The sequence below is a fragment of the Myxococcales bacterium genome, assembly GCA_016699535.1.
Lineage (GTDB): Bacteria > Myxococcota_A > Polyangia > Polyangiales.
In genome coordinates this window covers 1,850,645-1,873,992 of record CP064980.1, presented here as the reverse complement: position 1 = coordinate 1,873,992, position 23,348 = coordinate 1,850,645, and the positions used below count along the sequence as shown (strand labels likewise).

General features: G+C 51.7%; 19 protein-coding genes and 1 pseudogene. 13 read left to right on the top strand and 7 right to left on the bottom strand.

The window, feature by feature from the left end; translation table 11 throughout:
• The first annotated feature begins 135 nt into the window (after positions 1 to 135).
• The gene (locus IPJ88_08890; protein QQR91799.1) at positions 136 to 1,503 is read left to right on the top strand and encodes an MATE family efflux transporter; all 1,368 of its coding nucleotides are present in this window, start codon (positions 136 to 138) and stop codon (positions 1,501 to 1,503) included.
• A 38-nt stretch (positions 1,504 to 1,541) separates the two neighbouring features.
• Here IPJ88_08890 and IPJ88_08885 read toward each other — a convergent pair whose 3' ends face one another.
• Positions 1,542 to 2,090 (bottom strand): TIGR00730 family Rossman fold protein, encoded by a 549-nt coding sequence (locus tag IPJ88_08885; GenBank protein ID QQR91798.1) that lies wholly within the window; start codon positions 2,088 to 2,090, stop codon positions 1,542 to 1,544.
• 149 nt (positions 2,091 to 2,239) lie between these two features.
• Here IPJ88_08885 and IPJ88_08880 point away from each other — a divergent pair, with 149 nt between their 5' ends.
• Genes IPJ88_08880 through IPJ88_08870 form a run of 3 tightly spaced genes read left to right on the top strand, consistent with a single transcriptional unit; the run spans position 2,240 to position 4,904 of the window.
• Positions 2,240 to 3,850, top strand: a complete 1,611-nt coding sequence (locus tag IPJ88_08880; GenBank protein ID QQR91797.1) for a permease — start codon at positions 2,240 to 2,242, stop codon at positions 3,848 to 3,850.
• 5 nt (positions 3,851 to 3,855) lie between these two features.
• Positions 3,856 to 4,071 carry a hypothetical protein gene (locus IPJ88_08875; protein ID QQR91796.1) on the top strand — a complete coding sequence of 72 codons (216 nt, stop codon included), beginning with the start codon at positions 3,856 to 3,858 and terminating at the stop codon, positions 4,069 to 4,071.
• Positions 4,072 to 4,103: 32 nt separating this feature from the next.
• Positions 4,104 to 4,904, top strand: a complete 801-nt coding sequence (locus tag IPJ88_08870) for an MBL fold metallo-hydrolase (GenBank protein ID QQR91795.1) — start codon at positions 4,104 to 4,106, stop codon at positions 4,902 to 4,904.
• A 7-nt stretch (positions 4,905 to 4,911) separates the two neighbouring features.
• Here the strand turns inward: IPJ88_08870 and IPJ88_08865 are convergent, their stop codons facing one another.
• The 3 genes from IPJ88_08865 to IPJ88_08855 form a co-directional block, all read right to left on the bottom strand.
• Entirely contained in the window at positions 4,912 to 5,457 is a 546-nt protein-coding gene (locus IPJ88_08865) for a CoA pyrophosphatase (GenBank protein ID QQR91794.1), read from the bottom strand.
• On the bottom strand, positions 5,457 to 6,191 hold the full coding sequence (locus tag IPJ88_08860) for an SDR family oxidoreductase (GenBank protein ID QQR91793.1): 735 nt from the start codon (positions 6,189 to 6,191) through the stop codon (positions 5,457 to 5,459). The genes IPJ88_08865 and IPJ88_08860 overlap by 1 nt, the downstream gene beginning before the upstream one ends.
• Before the next feature lie 76 nt (positions 6,192 to 6,267).
• On the bottom strand, positions 6,268 to 7,230 hold the full coding sequence (locus IPJ88_08855) for a hypothetical protein (GenBank protein ID QQR91792.1): 963 nt from the start codon (positions 7,228 to 7,230) through the stop codon (positions 6,268 to 6,270).
• Positions 7,231 to 7,688: 458 nt separating this feature from the next.
• Between IPJ88_08855 and IPJ88_08850 the strand changes: the two genes are divergently transcribed.
• The 9 genes and pseudogenes from IPJ88_08850 to IPJ88_08810 all read left to right on the top strand — a co-directional run bounded on the left by IPJ88_08850 (position 7,689) and on the right by IPJ88_08810 (position 19,382).
• Positions 7,689 to 8,843, top strand: a complete 1,155-nt coding sequence (locus IPJ88_08850) for an N-acetylmuramoyl-L-alanine amidase (protein ID QQR91791.1) — start codon at positions 7,689 to 7,691, stop codon at positions 8,841 to 8,843.
• A 216-nt stretch (positions 8,844 to 9,059) separates the two neighbouring features.
• Positions 9,060 to 11,939, top strand: coding sequence for a hypothetical protein (locus IPJ88_08845; protein QQR91790.1), 2,880 nt, complete (start codon positions 9,060 to 9,062; stop codon positions 11,937 to 11,939).
• 99 nt (positions 11,940 to 12,038) lie between these two features.
• Positions 12,039 to 13,346, top strand: a complete 1,308-nt coding sequence (locus IPJ88_08840; GenBank protein ID QQR91789.1) for an adenylosuccinate lyase — start codon at positions 12,039 to 12,041, stop codon at positions 13,344 to 13,346.
• Positions 13,343 to 14,308, top strand: coding sequence for a phosphoribosylaminoimidazolesuccinocarboxamide synthase (locus tag IPJ88_08835; protein QQR91788.1), 966 nt, complete (start codon positions 13,343 to 13,345; stop codon positions 14,306 to 14,308). The genes IPJ88_08840 and IPJ88_08835 overlap by 4 nt, the downstream gene beginning before the upstream one ends.
• Positions 14,305 to 14,565 (top strand): phosphoribosylformylglycinamidine synthase subunit PurS, encoded by a 261-nt coding sequence (gene purS, locus IPJ88_08830; protein ID QQR91787.1) that lies wholly within the window; start codon positions 14,305 to 14,307, stop codon positions 14,563 to 14,565. The genes IPJ88_08835 and purS overlap by 4 nt, the downstream gene beginning before the upstream one ends.
• 5 nt (positions 14,566 to 14,570) lie before the next feature.
• Positions 14,571 to 15,828, top strand: a pseudogene (proS, locus tag IPJ88_08825) (proline--tRNA ligase).
• Between the two features lie 542 nt (positions 15,829 to 16,370).
• Positions 16,371 to 18,089, top strand: a complete 1,719-nt coding sequence (locus tag IPJ88_08820; protein ID QQR91786.1) for a hypothetical protein — start codon at positions 16,371 to 16,373, stop codon at positions 18,087 to 18,089.
• Between the two features lie 100 nt (positions 18,090 to 18,189).
• Positions 18,190 to 18,585, top strand: coding sequence for a lytic transglycosylase domain-containing protein (locus IPJ88_08815; GenBank protein QQR91785.1), 396 nt, complete (start codon positions 18,190 to 18,192; stop codon positions 18,583 to 18,585).
• A gap of 134 nt (positions 18,586 to 18,719) precedes the next feature.
• Positions 18,720 to 19,382 carry a hypothetical protein gene (locus IPJ88_08810; GenBank protein QQR91784.1) on the top strand — a complete coding sequence of 221 codons (663 nt, stop codon included), beginning with the start codon at positions 18,720 to 18,722 and terminating at the stop codon, positions 19,380 to 19,382.
• 2 nt (positions 19,383 to 19,384) lie between these two features.
• Here IPJ88_08810 and IPJ88_08805 read toward each other — a convergent pair whose 3' ends face one another.
• The 3 genes from IPJ88_08805 to IPJ88_08795 all read right to left on the bottom strand — a co-directional run bounded on the left by IPJ88_08805 (position 19,385) and on the right by IPJ88_08795 (position 23,344).
• Entirely contained in the window at positions 19,385 to 19,636 is a 252-nt protein-coding gene (locus IPJ88_08805) for a hypothetical protein (protein QQR91783.1), read from the bottom strand.
• The gene (locus IPJ88_08800; protein ID QQR91782.1) at positions 19,600 to 20,424 is read right to left on the bottom strand and encodes a putative metal-binding motif-containing protein; all 825 of its coding nucleotides are present in this window, start codon (positions 20,422 to 20,424) and stop codon (positions 19,600 to 19,602) included. Before IPJ88_08800 ends, IPJ88_08805 begins: the two co-directional genes overlap by 37 nt.
• 133 nt (positions 20,425 to 20,557) lie before the next feature.
• Positions 20,558 to 23,344 carry a PQQ-like beta-propeller repeat protein gene (locus IPJ88_08795; GenBank protein QQR91781.1) on the bottom strand — a complete coding sequence of 929 codons (2,787 nt, stop codon included), beginning with the start codon at positions 23,342 to 23,344 and terminating at the stop codon, positions 20,558 to 20,560.
• Positions 23,345 to 23,348: the final 4 nt, after the last annotated feature.

The following is a 23,348-nucleotide window of genomic DNA, read 5'->3' as shown; positions in this document are numbered from 1 at the left end:
CAGTACACGCCCTCAAGATGAGGCGCTCCGCGCTCTCACGCCTCCGCTTTTTTCCTCGTGCGTGCGGTCGCTGGTTCAAATCCAGCAGGTGGCTCTAAGCACCCTTTCCTTGTATCTCCGTTCGTTATCAGCTTTATGACGGCCCAGCGACATACCGTAGATGAACTAAAACGGCTCATTCAACTTGCTCTGCCGCTTGCCACTTTCCATTTTGGCACGATGACACTTGGCGCGGTGGACACGGCCGTTGTAGGGCGTTTGGGCGAAATTGAACTTGGCGCAGTAGGAATGGGCCACGCTGTATTTTTTGTGGTTACCGTCCTGGGAAGCGGCATCATGATGGGACTCGATCCTCTTCTGGCCCAAGCCATCGGAGCCGAGGAACATGCTCATGCCGACCGACTTCGTTGGCAGGGGATGTGGATTGCAATTTTGTTAAGCATACCACTCGGAGTGGTCATTGCCCTGCTTACTTTCAAGATTGAAAGCTTTGGTTTGGATGTTAAGAGTGCTGAGCATACACGCGCTTACTTGTTTGCTCGCCTCCCAGGACTACTTCCTTTGCTTGTTTTTTCAGCATGGCGAAGTTTCTTGCAGGCGCATAGTCACACAAAACCGTTGATGATTGCCATTCTTCTAGCAAACATCATCAACATCCCGGCAAGTTGGTATTTGGTATTCGGCGACCAAGGAATGACACGCTTTGGTCTTCCTGCTATCGGCTTTGATGGCTTTGGAGTCGCTGGTGCCGCTTGGGCAAGCACCCTATGCATTGTGGTTCAACTTGTTTGGGTCAGCGTCAGCATTCATTTGCTAGAGCAACACAAGTTACCGCAACGTCGAGCTCCGGAAATGGCGATCATGCGACGCATAGCCACCTTGGGCACTCCCATTGGACTGCAACTGCTGGCCGAGTTTGGGGTGTTTACTATCGTTCATATCCTTATGGCCAACCTAGGCCCACGTGCATTGGCATCTCATCACGTCGCGATAACATTCGCTGCAGCGACTTTTAATCTTGCACTTGGTATTGGCGCAGCAGCGAGCGTCATGGTCGGAAACCGCATTGGCGCAGGTGACACTCCAAGCGCGAGGCGTGCAGGCTTTATCGCCATCGCTACATCCACCACGGTTATGGCGACAGCTTCGCTCTTATTTTGGACGCTGCCAGAATTTCTTGCTGCGTGGCTCACCAATCAACAGCCCGTCATCCATGCAGCCGGCAAGCTTCTAATGATTGCGGCAATTTTTCAACTGTCCGACGGGATCCAAGCCGTCGCGGCCGGTGCGCTGCGTGGCGCAGGTGATACACGAATACCCTTGCTCTCTAATCTCGTAGGACACTATTTAATTGGTTTACCTGTGGGTGTTGCACTAGCCTTTGTCCTGGGTTGGGGCGCCCAAGGCCTCTGGTGGGGTCTAAGCGCTGGACTTACTGCTGTGGCCTTATTTCTGCTGCTACGCTTTCACTATCTCTCTTCCTCGGAAATTCAGCGAAGCTAGTGCTCAGATCGAAAACGAATGAGCCGCTTCGCTTGTGTCTAAGGTGCAAAATTCGCTAGAAGTTTTGCCCACAGTCTTTCAAGATCGGATTCGATAAGCAATCGATCAACCCATTGTTGTTCAACAAAACCTTCAGACACCGCCTTTTCAAAGAGTGAGATAAGCGGATCATAAAAACCTTCAATGTTAGCTACCGCAATGGGCTTTTTGTGAAAGCCTACTTGCCACCATGTGAACATCTCAAAAAACTCTTCCAACGTCCCTGCGCCGCCAGGCAATGCAATAAAAGCATCGGCTAATGTAGACATCGTAGCTTTGCGAACATGCATGTCGGGAACCACCTGCAGTTCACTAAGCGCTTCATGAGCTATCTCTTTTTCAACCAAGGCTTCGGGAATCACGCCAATGACCTTGCCGCCGTGCTTCATAGCCGAACTGGCAAGCTCCCCCATAAGCCCACGAGATGCTCCGCCGTAAACCAAGGTAACTCCCGACGTCGCAATCAATTCACCCATCTTCTGCGCGGCCACTTTATAGGCGTCATGTTTTCCAAAGCGCGAGCCACAATACACACAAACTCTGTTCATGTGGGGCTATTTACCTACATTTTGTCGATGTATCCAGAAGCCACCGCATGAATAATTCAGGCGATACCTTCGAGAAGATGCATCGTTTTGACTTTTCGTTTTAAGCAAGGCAGTGCTTGTGATAGGGTAGCGTTCTTTCCAAAGGCACCATGCTACTTGCTTTTATCATTGCTCCTTTATCCGTTGCTATCGGTGCGCTTGTCGGCCTGGTGGGCAAAAACAAAGCCCTCAGCCTGCGGCCCGTACACACCTTTGCCCTTTCATCAGCTTTGCTCGTGGTGCTAGTCCAGTTGTTACCTGAAGCTCTCACCGATCTGGGAATCTGGGGGCTCGGCGCCTTTTTGGTAGCGCTTGCCTTACCGGCCTTGCTCGAATGGATCTACAGCGCTACGGTTGGCAAAACAGATCACCACCACAACCATCATGACGAAAGCCATCGCCTAGGCCTTGAGCTTGCTTTCATCGGCTTGGCGGCTCATCAAATGGGCGACGGCATTGCTTTGGGAGCTTACGTTCTTAGCGCAGGAGACAGTGGTGTGTCATTTAGCGTACCAATTGCCATCGCGGCGCACTCGATACCGGTGACCGCACTCGCGATTGTTGCCTGCCGAAGTCAACTTGGCTGGAAAGCTGCTGCATGGAGATCGTTGTGGTTACTTTTTGCAACCGTCACAGGCGTTACCCTATCTGGACTTGTTCCTTCTCACATTCTTGAAGACTTTGGTCCCTGGGTGACTGCAGCTGTTGCGGGCCTACTCATTCACATTGTCGCCCATGATATCCCGCGTTCCAAACCGAGCAACACACGTATGCGCGCTCTTGACTTCGGCGCCGTCGCTGCTGCTCTGTTAATTGTCTACCTCGGAACGATTCACCACCAAGGTGCCCAGCACACCATCAGCGAAGTACGCACTTCAATTGGAAAAGCCTGGCTCGAGCTTACCTTCGATACCGCACCGACGCTGCTCGTTGGTATGCTGATTGCTGCCGCGCTGCAGCTCTTAGGCTCTCGACTGCCGATGCGATGGTTGGGCAAAGGCAGCTCGCTTCGTCAAGCCACGCGCGGGGCTATCATCGGCGCACCGCTGCCTATTTGCGCATGCGGAGTCCTTCCAATCACGAAGTCTTTGCGTGACCGAGGCGCGAGCGCCGCACTCGTGGTTGCGTTTTTGCTTGCAACGCCGGAACTCGGAATTGAAACCCTTGCGCTAACCGCCCGCTTTTTAGGCTGGCACCTTGCCGCTATTCGCCTTGTCGCAGCGGTTGCTGTGGCCATCTTTGCAGCACTCGTTATCTCCAGACTCACCGGGGAGCATAGAAAAACCGAAAAATCACTAGAGCAAACAGCTTCTACCCCCAGCAGCCCAGTAGCAGACAAAACAACATCCTCAGTGTTCGTGCGTTTCTGGGGACATCTGAATGAACTACTTTTGCATATCGGCCCATGGACCGTTGCCGGCCTAGTTGTTGCAGCTTACGTGCAGGCGGTTTTACCGAACGGAGCGCTGTATCGCATGGCAAGCAGCGGCGTGGACGTACTCGTAGTAACCATCATTGCCGTGCCGAGCTACGTATGTGCAGCCTCGGCTACACCTCTTGCTGCTGTTCTCATGAGTAAAGGGCTTTCGGCCGGCGCTGCGCTTACAGCCTTGCTGCTCGGCCCCGCTACCAACATTGCGACGGTGGGTTTCTTACGCGATCAATTGGCGCAAAAGCGACTTTCGGCGGCCTGGGCGCCCTTATCTTGCTCTGCTGGCTGATTGCAGTGTTTGTTAACCTAAGCCCCATTCCACTTGTGACCGAACAGGTCATTGAAGATACGCATTTATATGCTCACGATCTTAGCACTTATGCCGCAACTGCGATCTTGGCACTCTTGATTTTGATGAGCATGTGGCGCGTTGGCGTAGGCGCATGGTTTCGCACCGTAGGCGATTTTTTGGCTAAACCTGATCACGAACACCGTCACAGTCATTCTTGACCTCCGATCAAAAAACTGTAACGTGGGCCCCAGTGCAGATCACGATTCTAGCAAGCGGCAGCAGTGGCAATGCCTGCTTGGTGCAAAGCCCCGACACTACCATCCTCGTTGATGCGGGTGTTCGTCCGGGACCACTAAAAAAAATGCTTGGCACACTGGCACGGCCTCCCGCCACGATTGACGCTGTTCTAGTCACGCACGCGCATTCCGATCACAGCGGCTTTGCTGGCGCGTGTGCGCATGCCTTTGATGCAACCTTGTACATGACCGAAGCCACGGAGCGAGGCATCAAACTCGACCATTACGTCAAACAGCGCATCTACGGTAAAAACACACCCTTCCGAATTGGCACCCTCGATATTCATCCCATGGAAGTGCCGCACGATGCGCCCCAAGTGGCGCTGGTCTTTTCACACCAAGAAGCTCGCGCAGCGCTTGTCACCGATCTTGGCGCCATCCCTCCGAACTTAGGTGAGCACATCAAAGACTGTCACACACTCATGATCGAGTCGAACTACGATCCGAGTATGCTAAAAAACGGACCCTACCCTCCTCACATCCAAGAACGTGTCCGATCGGGGTACGGACACCTTTCCAATGAACAATGCGCGAGTTCTCTTGAAGGACTCAGCCCAAAAACCAAACGTGTGGTGCTCATGCACCTTTCAAAGAAAAACAACCTACCCGAACTTGCGCATCAAGCAGCTTCGCAAGCCTTGTTGCGCAGCAACGTGGATTTACTGCTTGGCGATTCCCTCCCTCACCTTTTGAGCATTCCGTCTGCCTCAAGCACTCGAACGATAGCCGCTAAGCAAATGCAGTTTGCCTGGTAGAACACAGCTACCCTAGCAAGCGTTGAATCATGCGATAGCTCAATCCCCAGATGCGTTTATTGCGCATAAGATAAGCAGGAAGATCATAGCTCTTGCCTTCGTGCAGGTACGGGAAGGTAATGCGGAAATCGTCCGAACCAAACGCTTGAAGTGGAAACCAAAACACTTCATTAACTTCTTCATTAAGTACAAAATCGCGCTCTTCTCGCAAATCAAAGACCAAAGGCAGCAGTTCTTCGCCCGTTAGCCCTCCTCGAGCTCGGATTGGCAAAGGTCCCAAATGCCCCAAATACTCCGCTTGCTGGGTGAGATCCCATCCGATTTCCTCGTGGACCTCTCGCAGAACCGTGTCCGTGAGGGTCTTATCTTCGCGTTGAGCCCTGCCTCCGGGAAAAGCCATGTGTCCTGACCATGGATCGCCATGGCGTTCGGCACGTTCAATCATGAGCAGCTCTGATCCGCTCTTAGTTTGACGCAACACAAGCGCAACGCCTGCTATCAATCGTTCATGCGCAGGAATAGTCCTAGGTAATTTTTTTTCTAAAATACTCACTACCAAGCGATGGCTTTCCCATCTCGGAAAAATCCGCCCGACGGCCCGTCATCGGGCAAAGTCGCAGCCCAAACAATCCCCGAAGCTCCCTCTTGCACTTTGCGGGTCGCATTTGGACCGCCCATGTCGGTTTGAACCCAACCTGGACACACTGAATTAACTTTCACTGAACTTTCTCTAAGTTCATCAGCAAGAATCTTTGTCACAGCATTCAGTGCGGTTTTTGAAATGCGATACGCTGGGTTGCCGCCGTTCATCTCAGAGAGTTGCCCTAAGCCACTTGAAACGTTGACCACCCGACCGTAACCACCTTCGAGCATGCCCGGGATAAAGGCCTGGCAAAGCGCAAGCGGTGCGAAGGTATTAATCTCAAGCGTGCGACGAATGACATCGATGTCCGTTCCCAGTGCCGATGCAGGATGCTCTTCGCTTGCTTCGTGCTGATCCAAGAAAACACCGGCATTGTTGATAAGCACGTCGATTCGACCAAACTTGGTGCGTAAGTATTCCGCGGCAGCACGAATGCTTTGAGAATCGGTTACTTCGAGTACAACATGCATGGCTTCAATACCTTCTTGTTGCAAAGCTTGCTGCGCCTCTTGCCCTTTGTGCTCATCACGCGCACCCACAATGACATGGTGCCCTTGTTTGCCGAGCTGCTTGCACACTTCAAAACCAATACCGCGATTGGCACCTGTAACGAGTGCTATTTTAGAGGATGCATTATCTGCCATGACTCATCTCCCAATCTTCGATTGTTTTAGGATCAGAAGGTTACCTCTTGAAAAGCACAAATAAAAGAGCACTGCTCTACCGCAGTGAAAAAGCAATTACGGACCAGTCCACGTTGTTCGTAAAATTACCCGAAACGTTGAAGACACCCGCAGCGCTTGCCGGTTTCGAAGCAATCGAAACGCTGGCCACATCGCCACTGCTGCCTGCGTAAATCTCAGCGTGTTCGACAAAACCAGATCCCGGGAGATGTCCCTTTTCCCGCATCGCGGCAACCGAAATGACAAGAGAATCGGCAAGGGTAAGATCAAGGTCGATGGAGTAGCTACTGGAGTCCGTTCCACCTGAGCAGAATTGAGAACCCAGCGTGTTGCTTGATTCCAAGTCCCCTACACTTTTGCTATCCAAAAAAGAAACGCGGAAAGCGACACTTGCAATCGATCGTACAGTATTATTCACCGTAACGATGATATCCGATGAAACAGGCGTACCTGAAGCCACCCAAAGCTCGAGTTGCTGGGTAATACGCCCAGAGCATTGATAGCGAAGCAAACTCCAAGACAAACCCATTCCACTAACGGACTGAACTGAAGCAGCTGTTGGATCTCGCATAGTAACCGCAAGCAAATACAAGTCGGAGCTTGCAGCAGTCAGCGCAGAAACTTGTACTGTATTGCTTAGGCTCGAGATTCCCGATGACGTTTCGGCAACCTCGATGGTATCGCAAGTACTGTTGCTGCATGATCCGGTATCGCAGACCGTGCCGCATTGACCGCAGTTGTTCGGATCGGAAGTAAAAGCAAAGTCTTCATCCGTGTAACCGTCGCAATCATCGTCGTTGCCATTGCAGATTTCAGTGCTCGGCACGCAATCCGGAGGTGGCGGCACAAACACATCGGAGCCAATGGAAGCATCCAAATCGACTGAAACGTCACTGCCCGTTTCATTGACGCCAGAATCGCTCGAAACTAACCCCGGATCGAAGGACGAACATCCCGCAAAAAAACAAAATCCAACAACTACAATCCTAGACCTGTTCATGCCTCGTTTGCGACTAAAGCCATATGACACATGGGTCTGTAGCCAAGCCAAGGTTAACTGTACGGTAATTCGAGTTAAATTCAAACTACGAGCATCGACCTAAAGAGCAACAAACACACATGCAGTGATGGATCTGTACCCTGATGTCGTATCAAGAAGACAGAAGATACAATGTGCGCTATTGCGATGACTCACTATGCGGATGCAACTAAAGCAAAGACACAACGACGACGGTATTTGCCGACGAAAACCGAGAAGCCAAAGTTAGGAAATGCCCGCTCAACCATTAACGAGTACCAACGAGAAGATCTGGGGTCATGTGACCTCACCTTTGGGTACACTGACCCCAGACTGGGGACTCGGAGCACATTTGCAAGTCAAGCCCGCATGAAATTACTTCGTTTTTTTTGGTACTTTTTGCCATGCCTTTGGCTTACTTCTTGCTACCATGTGAGCGTATGACTCAAATTCGTTTACATCAGACTGCACTCTGTTTGATAGCCCTATCCTTTGGATGCACGCCGGCTGCCGAGTTTGGCATAGGCGAAGCCTCCGACGCACTTACGGCTCCAGTGTCTCGAGATACCTGGATCAATGGCAACTCAGAAACACAATGTGAAGCCATCGATAAGGTACCACGATACCGAATTACGGTACATCACACCGACCAACACGATGTGACCGATGGCGAGAGTTCGGCCCGAAGTATTCTAGCTTACCACCGAAGCCGCGTCGCCAACGAATACGAAGAGTCGTGGTGGTGTGACGTGGGGTACCACTTCCTTATCGCTCCTTCAGGCACGATTTACGAAGGACGGCCCATTGAATACATCGGTTCGCACACAGCGTATCAAAACGATGGCAATATCGGTATTGCGCTCATGGGTAACTATGAGCAAGAAGAGCCAAGTTTAGCCATGAAGAGCGCACTAAAAGACCTGCTTGGCTACATCACCACCACCTTGGGGTTTGATATCGATCTAGAGGGCAGGCACGCACACTGCGCAAACCCTGACGATGAAAATGAAAGCGAAGACGGCGGCTTTTGCCTAAGAGGCCATGGCGAAACCAAGAATAACGTGACTACTTGTCCGGGCAAATACGTGTTCCCCGTCCTCAACGAAATAAGAGGCGCCTCCGATCCAGAGTTCCGATATCGACCACAGCATGATCCGAGTGCACTGCAACCGACAGCCGAGGGATTAAGTCGCGTGATTGACCAGTCTGCAAGCCCTGAAGAGCAACAAGCTCATGCCGAATACTACGAAGAACGAACTTGTACCCTTACGGACAAAGACGGCAACGCAAGCATTCACGGTTTTGACGAAGACGCATGGCGCGCCATGGGTGGACAGTGCTATTCCGCAGCCGATACCACACCTCCCTGCGCTGACGGATCATCCGACTACACTTGGAAATGTGCCTATCACAATACCTACGGACTCGTTGCTGGTTTGTGTATTGGAGGAAGGTTCGCGGCCTACAGCACCGAGAAGCTCCCAACCTCACAATGCTTTGCTTGCAACAACCCGGACTATGTTGAGGGACAGGGCGAGCCCACCTATTCTGGCTCAAGCTACTCAGGCAACTGCCTCTATATTGCAGATAACTAAAACCCCAGCGAGCCCGTACAACAGCACGCTCTCATACCTTCGATTCAAGCCTTTTAGCCTACTCGGGTTCGCTAAAGCGCAGAATGTGACGTAGCAAAGGGAATCGATCGTAAACTAGCTTCAATCCTGCCCAAATTGTCTGGTGCCTATAACCACAAAATTCAATATCACGGCTATTTTTTACATACAAGCAAGATGTGTCATACTTTACTCAGTATGCGCTTCAAAGGATTTTTGCTGTCCGTCTTCGCAATTAGTGCGTTTTCGGCTTGTGGTCGTATCGGTTACGATCCCTTTGTCGGTGACACTCAGGCTGACAACGCCGGCACTTGCTTCGATGGCGTTCACAACCAAGACGAGACTGACATCGATTGCGGTGGCGATACATGCGGGGCTTGCGGGGAAGGTCTACGATGCACAGCTGGCGAAGACTGCAGCACGGGGTTATGTGTTCAGCAACAATGCGTCGCAGCAAGCTGTGTCGATGCCCTTCTATCATCAGGCGAAACAGACATTGATTGCGGTGGAGACGCATGTCCAAGCTGCATCGACGGAGCCGACTGTCTTGTGAGTAGCGATTGCTTATCGGGCGTCTGCAACGGCAACATCTGCCAAGCTCCCACCTGCTCCGATGGCATTCAAAACCAAGACGAGACCGATGTTGACTGCGGCGGCAGCACTTGCAGCGCGTGCTTAGCTTGCAACATTAGCGCAATGACGGACTCGGGCGATTTCCTCGTTAATACAGGACATACCATAGGCAACCAAGGACATCCGTCTACCTTCTTATTGGCAAACGGAAACTATGTTTTGCTCTACAGCGGACTCGGGGGCGATCGCTCGATCCACGGACGCATTGTTAATGCTTCCGGAACAGAGGAAGTTAGCGATTGGATTATTAGTCCCGGTCCTTTCGACATGATGCCCTACGGTGTGGATCTGGGTGGGGATAGGTTCTTGGTGGTCTGGGATCGCGATGGAAACAGTGACCCTATTTTCGCACGTGTCTACAACTACGATGGCACGGCCGCAAGCGCCATCTTCCAGGTGTCTGCAGCCAATGGCTATTTCGATAATCTCAGCTACGCTGGAAGCTATGGTACACTTAGAGCGGGCATTCATCCCGTGGATGTACTTAGTGGCAATCGCGTTGTCTTTACCTATGCCGTTACCGGACACATCGCCATGGTACGCATGTTCGATACCTCGAGCAATCCGCCCACGGCATTGCATGCCGAGCTGGCGGTAAGCGCAGGCGGGCTAAACATCTCCGCAACCAGTGTACTCACCCTGAGCAATGGTAACTTCATGGCTATCTGGAACGACGGATGGCAGCCGACTGTATACACACGAGTCTATAGTCCCGCCACAAATCCACCTACCGCTCTAAACTCGGCGATAGACAGCATTCCGGCCGACCTGTCGTCCCATTATGACTCGGCACTCATGCCAGTGTTGTTAGGCGATGGCACACCAATGCTTTCCTTTACAGGTTACGACTATAATACCGACAATGCCGATGGCGATCTTCGCGGCGTCTATGCTTTGCGATTTTCCAATGATGGTTTGGTGATTCGAGACATGTTGCGCCTTAACACCACAACAGCTGGCGAACAAATTGATGCTGTTCTTTGCCCACTTGGCGATGGCGGCATGGTCGCCGCTTGGAGTAGCGAAAACAAAGATGGCAGCGGTAGCGCCTTCGTGGGTCAGATTTTCAACCAGGATCTCAGCAAAGTCGGAAGCGAGTTTGTCATCAATGACACCACAAGCGGGCATCAATTGGCCGGGCATGTGGCTTGCGCGGCCGATGGCTTCCTTGCCACTTGGAATGACCTGAACGGAGCGGACGGCAACGGTGATGGCGTTTTTGCCAAAGCCTACACCAATGCTTGCTCGGACGAGATCCCCGAGTGCCCAGCTACCGGAACCGAGTTTGTGGTGAACAACTACACCCCGATCGACGATTTTGGCTTTACAGCGGCACGACTCTCGGACGGAACCGTGGCAGAAGTCCATGCTTCCGGTGCATCGTGGGGAGAACTCCTGTACGTGACCCACTATGATGCGCTCGGTAACACGATAGGTGGAGCAAACGTAATCCAAGATGCCGAGGAGGTTGCTAGTTCACAAAGCATCATTCCACTCAACAATGGAAGATTTGTAGTCACTTGGTATGGCTGGGATCTGCAAGGCAATGGCAGCTTCGGCATACGCGCTAGACTATTCAATGCCGATTTTACACCCAACGGAGCATCTTTCATCGTGGACCCGAATGCGAACAACCAATTTTTCCCGGCAGGAACGCTACTCAATGGCAGCGACGACTGGATGGTGGCTTACACGCGTTCTTGGTATGAAGTGTTGTTCCAACGCTACGATGCATCGGGAACAACGATTGGCACACCAGTACGCGTTAACAGTGGAGCCTTCTCGGTCGAAGGCGGTGTCGGCGTTGAGCGGCTTTCAACTGGAGATCTCGTTGTTGTTTGGCAGCAAGACGATGGCAGCTTTAGTAACTTTGAAATTTATGGCCGCGTCTATGACACGAGTGGAACCGCCGTGAGCGCTCAGTTTATGGTCAATACAACGACGGCAGATCAACAGAAATTTACCGATGCAAATGACAACATGGCCAACTTTGATCCCGTAGCTTCGTTAAGCAACGGAAACTTCGTGGTTGTGTGGTCGAGCAATAATCAGGACGGATCAAACTACGGTGTGTATGCCCAGATTTTTGATCCCTCCACCAATCCACCAAGCAAGCTAGGCGGTGAAATTCTCGTCAACACTGAAACCAACAATCATCAGGTTTATCCTTCCGTTGCGGCCTTCGATGGTGGTGGCTTCGTAGTGAGCTGGCAAAGTTATCTGCAAGACGGCAGTGACTACGGTATCTATGCCCAGAGCTTCGACAATGCTGGACTCAAGAACGGCGGCGAACTTCAAATCAACGATACGACCCTAGGTATACAAGGCGGCACGATGCTAACCACGCTTGCAAACGGTACCTACATGGTCGGCTACACTGCCCAAAACCTTGATGGCACCGGCTGGGGTGTAGGCGCTAAGATTATGGGCATCTGTACGCCATAGTACCGCTACTGGTTCCCACCATAATCAAAAGCCCTATTTTTCTCGCTATTGATATCACTTGGCGCGGCGCAAAGGCCTTGCTAGGGTCAGGCCCACATTATGATTCCTCGTTATACTCCCGCAGATTTTGATGAACTTTGGCAGCCGTTAGCCAAGTACCAAGCTTGGTTCGACGTCGAGCTTGCTGCATGCCGCGCTATGGAAAACGCAAAGCTTGTTCCGAAAGGCACGGCAGTTTCCCTCGCTAACTTGCGCGATAAAATCAAACCCGAACGCATCGATGAGATAGAAACGAGCACTCGACACGACGTGATTGCGTTTTTAACACATATCGAAGAGCTGGGCGGCAGCCCCGCGCGCTGGCTTCATCGAGGCATGACCTCATCAGACGTACTTGATAGCTCTCTTGCCTTGCTCATGGTCAAAGCCTGCGATGCCCTTATCAAGCGCAGCGAAGACTTTCTCAAAGCATTGCGCGTCCGCATCGAAGAGCACCGACATACGCCCATGATAGGTCGCTCCCACGGCATCCACGCTGAACCTCTTACCTTTGGCTTGTGTCTAGCAGGGCACTATTCTGAGATCTATCGCGCCTGCGAACGCCTTCGCAGCGCTCGAAAAGAAATCGCAGTCGGCAAAATTGCAGGAGCCGTAGGCAGCTACAGTCATCTTACTCCAAGCATTGAAAAGGAAGCTTTAGCAGCGCTTGGTCTTGCGCCTGAAACAGTTTCAACGCAAGTCGTAGCGCGCGACAGACACGCAAGCTTCTTTTCCGCTATGGCACTGATGGCCGCTGCCATCGAGCGCCTCGCAACCAACGTGCGGCACTGGCAGCGCACTGAAGTGGCCGAGGCCGAAGAAGCGTTTAGCAAAGGGCAAAAAGGCTCAAGCGCGATGCCGCACAAGCGTAATCCCATTGCCAGCGAAAACCTTTGCGGCCTTGCTCGCATCGTGCGCGCAGCTGTCACGCCAGCTCTGGAAAACATCGCGCTGTGGCACGAGCGTGACATCTCGCATTCTTCCGTTGAACGCATGCTGTTGCCTGATGCCACCACCACACTTGCTTTCATGCTCGATCGCGTTAACCGCATGATGGCTAATCTTGTGGTGTATCCCGAACATCTAAAGCAAAACCTCGACCGCACAGGCTCGCTTTGGGCAAGCGAAGGTCTTTTACTTCGTTTGGTCGAGCAAGGCTTGCCGCGCCAAGAAGGCTACGTGCTTGTGCAGCGAAATGCCATGCGCGCCTTTTCAGGAGAAGCTTCGTTCAAAGATCTAATTCTTCAGGACAAAGACATTCGATCAAAACTCTCCGAAACCGACATTGAAGCCCAGTTTGACCTACAACATGTCCTAAGCCACGTTGACACCATTATTGATCGCGCACTCGAGCAGACCCCATCGTGACAGTAAACCAGCAAACGCTTCAGCAGGGACTTCATCTGTGCCTTAACAGCACAGACCTTGATTGGCTGGGAACAAAACAAGAAGGCAAGGTTCGTGACAGCTACAGCCTAAGTGATGGCACTCGCCTCATCGTCACCACCGATCGCATCAGCGCTTTTGATCGCAGCATCGGAACACTACCATTTAAGGGGCAAGTTCTAAACCAACTGGCTGCCTGGTGGTTCGAGCAAAGTAAAGATTTGGTGCCCAATCATTTTCTAGAACGCGTCGATCCTGCTGCCATGAAAGTCATCGAATGCACACCTTTGCCGGTTGAGTTTGTCATGCGAGCGTATTTGACAGGCGTGACTAGCACAAGCGTTTGGACCCACTACGAAAAGGGTGAGCGCATCTTTTGCGGCCACACGCTTCCTGATGGCTTAGTGCACAACGGGCCACTTCCTAAAGCGATCCTCACACCCAGCACAAAAGCAGAACACGGTGGTCACGATCAAAGCGTAAGCCGAGAAGAATTGCTCAAAGCAAATGTAATTGGCGCCAAGGACTTTGATCAGGTGGCAGATTTTGCGCATCGCCTGTTCGCCTTCGGGCAAGCTCACTGCGCCAAGCAGGGCCTCATTTTGGTCGACACAAAATACGAATTTGGAAAAACCAGTGACGGAACGATTGTCCTAATCGATGAAGTCCACACCCCTGATTCATCACGGTTTTGGTTCGCTTCAAGCTACAAGCAACGCTTAGAAGCTGGGCTGGCGCCGGAGTCCTTTGACAAGGAATACCTACGTGCTTGGCTTAAAGGGCAGGGCTTTATAGGCGAAGGCGCTGTTCCAACCCTGCCCGATGATGTCCGAATCGAAGCCGCCAGACGCTACATCCAAGCCTGTGAAAGCATCTATGGACAAGCCTTCATCCCAGATTTACAAGAGCCCCACGACCGCCTAAGAAAGAATCTATCCTCATGAAAGCAAATGTCATTGTTACCCTAAAAAAAGAAGTGCTCGACCCGCAAGGCGATGCCGTGCGACGCGCGCTTAAGAGTCTTGGTTTTGACGACCTTGAATCAGTTCGAGTAGGTAAATTTATCGAACTTGAGTTCCAAAGCAGTCATGCCAAGGATCTCAAAGACCGCCTTGAGGCCATGTCCACAAAACTTCTGTGCAATCCCGTCATCGAAGACTTTCACATCGAAGTTGACCCCAAACAAGGCTCGTCCGAGTAAACACCATGCGCTATTCAAAAGCTTTCATCCCTACCCTTTAAAGAAGCGCCCAAAGACGCTCAAACGCCTTCGCATATCTTGTTGCTGCGCGGTGGTTACATGCGTCTCGTTGGCGCAGGTGTCTATGAACTTCTGCCATTAGGGTTACGCGTGCTGCAAAACATCAGCGCGATTGTTCGCGATGAGATGAACAAAGCTGGCGCCCAAGAACTGCTCATGCCTGCACTTGTGCCTGCTGAGCATTTTCAAGAAACAGGACGTTGGGAAAGTTTCGGCGAGACCTTGTTTCGCATCAAAGACAGGCACAAAGCAGACTACATGCTCGCACCAACTCACGAAGAAATCATCACCGATTTGGCCCGGCGTGAGATCAAAAGCTACAAACAGCTGCCTACTACACTCTATCAAATTCAAATGAAATACCGTGATGAGCCACGTCCCCGCGCAGGTCTTTTGCGTTGTCGCGAGTTTCTCATGAAAGATGCTTATTCTTTCGATGTGAGCGAAGAAGCCGCGCTAAAGACCTACGAGCAGATGAAAAACGCTTACCATGCCATCTTTGGACGGATTGGCCTAGATTACCGCGTTGTCGCCGCCGATAGCGGCGCAATGGGTGGCTCAAGCAGTGCCGAGTTTCAGGTGCTAGCCACCACCGGGGAAGACAGCATCGTAGCATGCGAAGCCTGCGACTACGCCGCAAATACGGAAATCGCTGATGCAGCGAAACTCAAAGAAGGCAGTCCTTGTCCGAACTGCAACAGGCCAATCAAAAGCTATCGCGGTATCGAAGCTGGCCATATCTTTGTACTTGGCACGCACTACAGTGAAAAAATGCGTGCAAACTTCCTCAATGAGCAGGGGCAAGAGGCTCCCCTCATCATGGGATGCTACGGCATCGGTATCTCACGACTGGTTGCTGCAGCCATCGAGCAGCACCACGACGCGCACGGCATCGTCTGGCCAATAAGCATTGCACCTTATCAAGTTATTTTGACCACACTCGGTCAGGACGATGCGGTCATGGATGCTTCAGAAGAGCTTTATAACCAGCTCCAAGAAGCTTCGGTTTCGACACTTTGGGACGAGCGCAATGAACGGCCAGGCGTGAAATTCAAAGACGCTGACTTACTTGGCATTCCGGTTCGAATCACCGTTGGAGCCAAAGGGCTAGCCGATGGTATCGTGGAGTTTAAAGAGCGTCATAGTGATGCTGTAGAAAAAATCACACCCGATAACATCCTCGCTCGCTTAGGCAACCCATAGAAGAAGGAAAGCCAATGAAAAAAAACTTCGTGGCCAATCAAAGCTCAACAGCTCTTGAGTTATTTTTCTTGTCTCCTTTTGCTTGTCGTGTCTCTCAGCATCGCGACTGTGCTGATTCCAGAAATACGTAACGACGGGAAAGCTTCATCGAGCACTGAACAAACAGATGGCTCGTCGGACTCCAGCTCAACCCCTTAAAACGACACCACTGAATGAATGTTTTGGCTTGCCTTTACGTCTAAGCCAGAGTGGATAATGTCAACAATCCCAGATGTTTAGCTTGCCAGAACAGGCGAATTTTCAGATCCAGTATAACTGCAATTTTTGCATGTACGACAGAAATCAGTCATACTAAGAAGGTGGCAGTACGCTTTGTTCCCATACTTTTAATGGCTTTATTTGCGGGGTTGTCTTCACCAGCGGGGGCATTTCCCAACGCCCCAATTTGCGCTGTCCCACAGAAACAGCTCAGCCAGGTGGAAAACCAAAGCTACACCCTGAGGCCAAACAGCGGCGAAGTACCAATGTGTTTGCCGCCGCGGTTGATTGATCAACAAAGTTCCCCCGAGATGTTCCAGGCCGCCAGGCGCGCCCTCGAGCAGGCAGATCTCGCCGACGAACATGGCGACGTTGCTCAGGCACGCATGCACCTGCGAGTCGTTGAATGGGCACTGCCTCATCTTGAAGACCGCTTTGCTTTGCGCCGTGCTGAACTCTTGATGAAGGAGGGACACTACCCAGAAGCCTGTCGGGCCTTTTCCTTGGCGAGCACGAGCCCTGAATCACGCGTTATCGTCGAAGCTCGCATGGGACAAACCCGTTGTTTGCTCGAAGCTCACGATAAAGGTGCAAGCACTGCACTGAATGAACTTGTGAAACGCTACCCAAATCTGCCAAACGAGCTACTGTTAAAGTTTAAGCTCGCCAAAGCTAAAAAGAGTTGGGGAGACATTCAAGGCGCAGTTAACGCATTTCGCAGCATTGACCTCAACAACCCAGGGCATCCGGTTGCTAAACTTGCAAGAGTAGAGCTGCAATTTTTGCACGATGAAGGGATTCCTGTACGAGACTATAGCATCGTGCAACGTATCGCCCGAGCAGAGCTATTATTGCGTTCGGGTCCATTCGACCTCGCGCGCAGCGAAATTGATGCGCTGTTGAACACAGTGCTCTCTGCGCGCAACCGCGCAAGCGTTACGGCCCTTGCAGCGCAACTGGCCAGATACGAAGGTCGATTCGAAGACTCTCAAAAACTTCTCAAAGAAGCTCAGAAATCAGATCCCAAACAAGGCGCCATCGACAATGACGAGGCAGCGGCCATTGAAGAAGAAGCTCTTGCTACTGAGGCTGAGCTCGGCAAACAACGCATCGATCAGATTCTGCGGCGCCGACCCTACGTTCGCCTAAGCTTTCCGCAGCTCAAGCTTGTGTTGGAAATCGCAACCGCTGCAGGCATCAAAGAAAGCGCAAATCAAGTACTTGAAGCATTGCTCAGCACGCGTCGCTCGCTTTGGCCCACCTTTCGCTTCGAAATGGCGGTGCTTGCCACGGGCAATGCGTCGGACGAGCTGATTATCAAGCTTCTAGCGCCTATGCTTGAAGACCGACGCCTTGGCCTTGCAGCACGCTACCACTACGCGCGAGCTTTGGAGCGCAGCGGTCAAAAGACTGCTGCAACGAAAGCTTTCGTGCAAGTCGTCGAACAAGACGACAACGAGCGGCCCTACTATAAGTTGTGGGCGGAACAACGGCTCTCTGCCATGTGTAAACTTGAAGAACTCAAGCACATCAACTCGCGAGAGGCCTTGTTCACTCGAAGCCAGTCCAACATGGGCTACGAGCAGAGCAACATCGCCTTTGGTAAAAAAGCAAGCCAAGCATTGCGCAATGTCATCACGAAGCTAAGCCCACTCGTACGTGAACATGACGATGCCTTTCCTTGGCTTCGTCGCGCACGTGATCTGATGCGGCTCGGAGAAATGGACGCTGCCAACGATGAACTTGTTGAAGTTTACCGTGCTTGGCGCTCGGCGACCGGCCGTAAGGATCTTCGCATGGGTCTTGCTTCGGTTTACAAGGGCCGCGCAGTGCGACTCGGCTGGCCCGATGTCCAAACGAAACGCGCGCGAATGGCTCTCGATGTCGATGATCGAAGAGTCCTGGCCGATGCTTCGATTGCCTTGGGCGATTACGGTACCGCCATCGCACTTGCCGGATGGAACCACCTTTCCACCCTTCCTCGGCCTTTTACGACGCCGTAGTCAAAGCCGCCAAACGTCACGACTTGGATCCGAATCTCTTGCTTGCCGTCATGCGAGTTGAAAGCGTCTACCAAAACGGATCATCTCCTACGCGGGCGCCATGGGTCTCATGCAAATCATGCCCCGAACGGGCGCTTTGATTGCCAACAACATGGGTCGAACAGACTTCACGGTCGATGAGCTTTTGGAGCCTGAAACCAATATCGCATTTGCCGCTTGGTATTTGTCATCCTTGATCAAACGCTTTGACGGACAACTTCCTTTAGCCATCGCGAGCTACAACGGCGGGCCACATAATGTTCGCAAGTGGCTCCGACGCCATGCTTCCAACATGCCCCTTGATGCTTTCCTTGAGCGCATTCCTTTTAGCCAAACCCACCGCTACGTACGCCGCGTACTGACTTACTACCAGGAATATCGAGCCCAACAGGGGCTGGATATGATTGCTCTCGATTTGACTCTCCCAGAGTCCAAAGCAGATAAAATCGCTTTTTAGTCTGGTTTTTGTGTCTATTTTCGGCTCTTCAATAAAGCATGTGCGCAAAGGTAAGAGCTGCGCTAAACTAGGGTATGCTTTGCTTACGCAACACATTCTTTGCATGCCTTGCTTTTGGAATTTTCGCGTGCAATGTGAGTAACACTGGCAGAGACAGCGGTACGGATGGCGTTGAGGTATGCAACGGCGTCGATGACAATAACGACCCGCAAGGCCTCGTCGACGAGCCAGACCCCAACGATCCGGCACGTGGACCGTGTGGAGGAACTTATCCAAACGGCTGCCCAATAGGCCACATCGAATGCTCCCATGGCATGCTCACCGCCTGTCTACCATCGGAAGTCGGTGAAAATTGTCCCATCGAAGACCGCGTCACTCCGGACAACCCGCTCGTCGATAGCGGAACGACAACTCCTCCAACCGATTCGGGCACCACAGATCCACCCCCGGATCCCGATCCGTCTGCAGCCTGCATTACAACTGCAAACGCCGAATGCCCGGACGCGATCAATCCCACCGAAGTCACCTGTGCCTGCATCATCGATCACTATCTCAAATGCATGGGCTACAGCACCGGGTGGGGAGGTGTATGCCTTTGTGATACCGAAAACAGTTATTGCCATTGCGCTCCAGCTCAGGATGGTTGCGATAGCGGTTACTTAACCCTACGAGAGGGAGGCATGAAACAACCGGCCGGTCCCGATGACCCAGCATGCGGTGACAATGTTTGCTGTTTCAAGCCACCTTTTGACCTACCAGTCGACAACAACAATCCTCCTGGCAACATGTGTAACTAGAGTTACATAGGCGTCACAGAAATATCAATATCAATGTTGCCTTGCGCATTCGCGTTCATGGCCTTGACGAGAAGATAAAAGGTTCCGGGCTGCACGTAGTTTACTGTTAGCTTGATCTTGCCATTGCCGTTACCCGATCCGTAACAGGTGTTAAAGTTGCCACAATTGCTGTCATTTACCGCAAGAATAAGGCTTTCATCGCCCTTCGAGTCAATCGTTACTGAACTAAGTTGAGCGATTGCGATTGCAAACACGGCATCAGGACTTTCACTTGATTGATCACAAGAAGTCGTGTGGTTCGCCTCAAAATTCGAAAAGAGTTGATAAAAGAAAACGAACTGCCCGAGACAGGCAAAGCCATGCTGCAACTTTGGCCAAAACAATTTCCTTGATTCAAAGCATCGCCGTTGCAGTCTGAATCGGTATCATCACAATATTCGTCCGCTCCTGGATGGATAGCAGCATCCTGATCGTTGCAGTCGCTGCCCCCCTCGCACATACCGTTGTTTGAACTATCAACAGTGGCGCCATCACCATCATCATCGATGCCGGCGTACACGCACATCTGCAGACTTTCAGAACAGCTGCCAGAGCCACAATCGTAGCAACTCGCATCACATTGATCGCCACTGCCGCAGTTCATCGGGAGTCCACCGAGACAACCCGTTACAGGATCCGCGCTCGGATGTCCCGGACTGCAAGTCTCTTCACCGTTGCACACCAGACCATCATCGCAGCTTGCTTGATCCGTGCAACGCGCAGCGATGCAACCACGTGTGGGATGACAACGCTCAGCATCACCGCAAAGGGCATCGTTGGGGGTGTTTTGACAGCTTCCATCCACACAAAGATCCTCCGTACAGGCAACCCCATCGTCACAATCGATTGGGCATAAGGATGCATCCGGAGAAGAAGTGCCTGCATCGCTTGATGCACTACCGCTAAAATCATTGGCGAAACGCGAAGAATCGGCATCGACGATCAAACCACATCCGCTCACCAAGCCAAGAAAAATTAAGCAATTAAAAATTCGCAAACTCACTCCACCCCTCCATACTCATCCCTATCATCAGCAAAATCCATACCAAAACAAAAGCCAACAAATTGAGGTCTTTTTAGCTTTCACCCATCCAGAACCGTGCAAAAGAGCTTCTGCGGTTCCTTAACGTCAAGCTCTACAACGTATTTTTACGTCGCCACAAAAAGACGACAAACACAACCATTCCAAAATACTTCAGCCAAGAAGAGCCACGAAAAGACTCTCGTAGCTCACAGCCGCAACCGCCGATGACATTTGTGTTTGTTGAGGATGTGATAGGCGCAGGAGCAGGACCAAATTCATAGGCCCATAGCAAAGCAACAAGTTTTTGAATGTAATAAAGGTCTCCGACAGCAAAACCCGGCACATCCAAATAGCGATCGAGCTTATCGACCGACTCCCGCATGATCCACGTTCGCGCCATGAGCATGGTGGTATCCTGTAAAGGGCTAATGGCATTTTCCGCATAGCCCTCTTCGGTGAAGGAAACAAACCAATAAGGAGCACTTATACTGTAAGCCAGAATAGCTGCTTCAACTCGGCTATACGCCGTATCGCGCAACCGAAGTGCAAGCTCCGGAACGAGAAAGATAAAATTATTGGAAGTGTTAAGCGTGCGGCAGTAGTATTCCTGAACCGTGTTGGCATCTTTATAGCCTGAATCGACGGTAAACGAATCAATTCGCAGCTTAATCAAGCGATCTCGTTCTGAAGCTAGACTGGCATCTTCCTGAACACCTGCCGCTTTTTGCAGTTCGGTATAACCTATGTAGCCTGCAATATAAGCATTGAGCACGTGCGGATTGCGCTTCAGGTAGTCATCCGACGGAGGCGCTTCGGGCAAGTCTGTTAACGAGGCGTAAATGCTTTGTTCTTTTTGGATTGCTTCAGCGTATTTCCACAGTCCATAAAAAGCATAGGGGTTACGCTGCCAGCCCTCGAAGTTAAAAAAGCTTGCACTGGCGGGCAAGCTCGGAAGATCCGCTTGGACCTCGGGAGGTAACTCAAAAGCTTCACGCGCCGCACCCGTGCTCCAACCTACATCATTGGTGCTTTGCGGCGGATAGGATTCGTATTCCATCCGCATGTATTGCTTGGTCTGCTCCGCCAAATCAGCATCAAGATAAGGAAGTGCCCAGGCCAAGGTCGCCAAGGTTTCAGCAGGATGATGGAAGTAGCTGTTGAGTCGCTCGCCGCATACGCTCTCCGCTCGCAGTGACCAGATTCCATGCCCCTTGTAGCCAGGACGTAGATGACCTTTTTCCAGCATCTTGTTAATCTCGCTGGCAAGCTTCTCACGTAGTATATCCGCGTTGTGGTAAGCCGGCGGAGCAGCCACGCTCGGCTGAATCATGGCTTGTGAAAGCAGCTTAGCCGAGCCATCAGCCGAAAACGCAAACACCGAATTGCCACGGTGTGTATACAAACGACCTTTATAGGGGATCAACGCATTGACGTCACCGTGATAGCCATACGATCCGTTGGGTCCGCCAAAAGCGGCATAGGGTTTCTCGGTCGCGTTGAAGGCGTAGGCATCGTTATAGCCCGGCGCAAGCTCATCCAGATTGTAGTTGATGTGAAACCATTCACGCGACGGGTCAGGCAAAGAAGTCGGATCCCCAGCTTGCTGTGCATTGTTATAAAAATCGGTATTGGGCTTACTGATGTCAATCGTGCCGCCTTGTCGGTTGCAGCACAGGTTCCAGTAGATGTACTTGCCTCCTGCTGAAATCGCATGTGGCTCATCAACCGCTGCCCAATCTGAACTGATCACACTCATGACATTGGAGCCGGGCTCCCAGCCGCTGACGTGCCCACCGTTAATAGCCGGATCAAATAAATAGTTCGTGGTTAGATAAAGAACATCATCGTAACCTACCACGGGTGGATGACGGGTTCCGCTGCGCGTCCAAGCCCACAGGTAAGGGGCTGGTTCTTTCTCCTCGCCAGTAATCAAATCAAGAACATACACCGTACGACGTGATGGGTTTGAGTCATGATAATTCACTACGCTTGAAGCATCGTAGGTAGGGGTACCTGTCACCCAGCTCCCTGTGGCTTGGCCAATTGTACTAATGGGAGTTCCCCTTGGAGGAGCAGGAGGGTCGGTCGAGTTTCGATCAGGAAACAACGCGGCGGAGTCGGCTTGCGATAGCGATGCGATTTCGCTGCCCGGGTCGCCACCACTGGTCAGGTAGTTGTGAGCAGTCACAAAGACGACACGGTCTCGATAAACGACAGGCCAATAGGAATGAAAGCCACCACTTGCAAGCTTTTTTTTCCAAACGAGCTCTCCGTTGTTCGCTCGAATGGCATAAGCGTGACTGTCTTGCGAAGCAAAAAACAGAAGCCCATTGTCGTATGCAGCCGAAAAAAGAATCGGTCCATCCGTCTTAAATCGCCAACGCTCATTTCCATTTGCGGCATCAAGTGCGTAAAAGTTTCCATCTCTGTTTCCAGCAAACACAGAACCATCTATGACAAGCGGGTTAACTTGAAAACCGCTTTCGGCATCAAAGCTCCACTTTAAGCTCCCATTCGTTGCATCAACAGCGTAGAGTCGCCGATCATGTCCGCCCACATAAAGCGTACCGTCGCTGTAGGTGGGTGAATGGCCAAGCGGCATCTCAGTTGGAAAGACCCACAGCTCATCACCTGAAGCTGCATCAAGCACATAAAGACCACGCGCGGTGCTAACAAAAATCATATCAGCAGCCGCGATGAGCTGCACTTTCTGAGAAATGTAGGGCTCGATGGGTTTATACCACTGGACCTTAAGTCCACCTGCCACTTCAGTATCACAGTGCGAAGTGCGCGCCGGATTGGCTGCTGCCATGGGCCAATCTTGTTGCGCTTGAGCAGTGTCGCCATACAACCAGAGCAACACTCCAACAGCCATCGCTCTTTTAACGAAACCCATCATAAAA

What these genes read in the sequence shown, in the direction of transcription:
- IPJ88_08890 (QQR91799.1), top strand. Translation starts at nt 136, where the DNA reads ATGACGGCCCAGCGACATACCGTAGATGAACTAAAACGGCTCATTCAA.
- IPJ88_08885 (QQR91798.1), bottom strand. Translation starts at nt 2,090, where the DNA reads ATGAACAGAGTTTGTGTGTATTGTGGCTCGCGCTTTGGAAAACATGAC.
- IPJ88_08880 (QQR91797.1), top strand. Translation starts at nt 2,240, where the DNA reads ATGCTACTTGCTTTTATCATTGCTCCTTTATCCGTTGCTATCGGTGCG.
- IPJ88_08860 (QQR91793.1), bottom strand. Translation starts at nt 6,191, where the DNA reads ATGGCAGATAATGCATCCTCTAAAATAGCACTCGTTACAGGTGCCAAT.
- IPJ88_08855 (QQR91792.1), bottom strand. Translation starts at nt 7,230, where the DNA reads ATGAACAGGTCTAGGATTGTAGTTGTTGGATTTTGTTTTTTTGCGGGA.
- IPJ88_08850 (QQR91791.1), top strand. Translation starts at nt 7,689, where the DNA reads ATGACTCAAATTCGTTTACATCAGACTGCACTCTGTTTGATAGCCCTA.
- IPJ88_08845 (QQR91790.1), top strand. Translation starts at nt 9,060, where the DNA reads ATGCGCTTCAAAGGATTTTTGCTGTCCGTCTTCGCAATTAGTGCGTTT.
- IPJ88_08840 (QQR91789.1), top strand. Translation starts at nt 12,039, where the DNA reads ATGATTCCTCGTTATACTCCCGCAGATTTTGATGAACTTTGGCAGCCG.
- purS (QQR91787.1), top strand. Translation starts at nt 14,305, where the DNA reads ATGAAAGCAAATGTCATTGTTACCCTAAAAAAAGAAGTGCTCGACCCG.
- IPJ88_08815 (QQR91785.1), top strand. Translation starts at nt 18,190, where the DNA reads ATGGGTCTCATGCAAATCATGCCCCGAACGGGCGCTTTGATTGCCAAC.
- IPJ88_08795 (QQR91781.1), bottom strand. Translation starts at nt 23,344, where the DNA reads ATGATGGGTTTCGTTAAAAGAGCGATGGCTGTTGGAGTGTTGCTCTGG.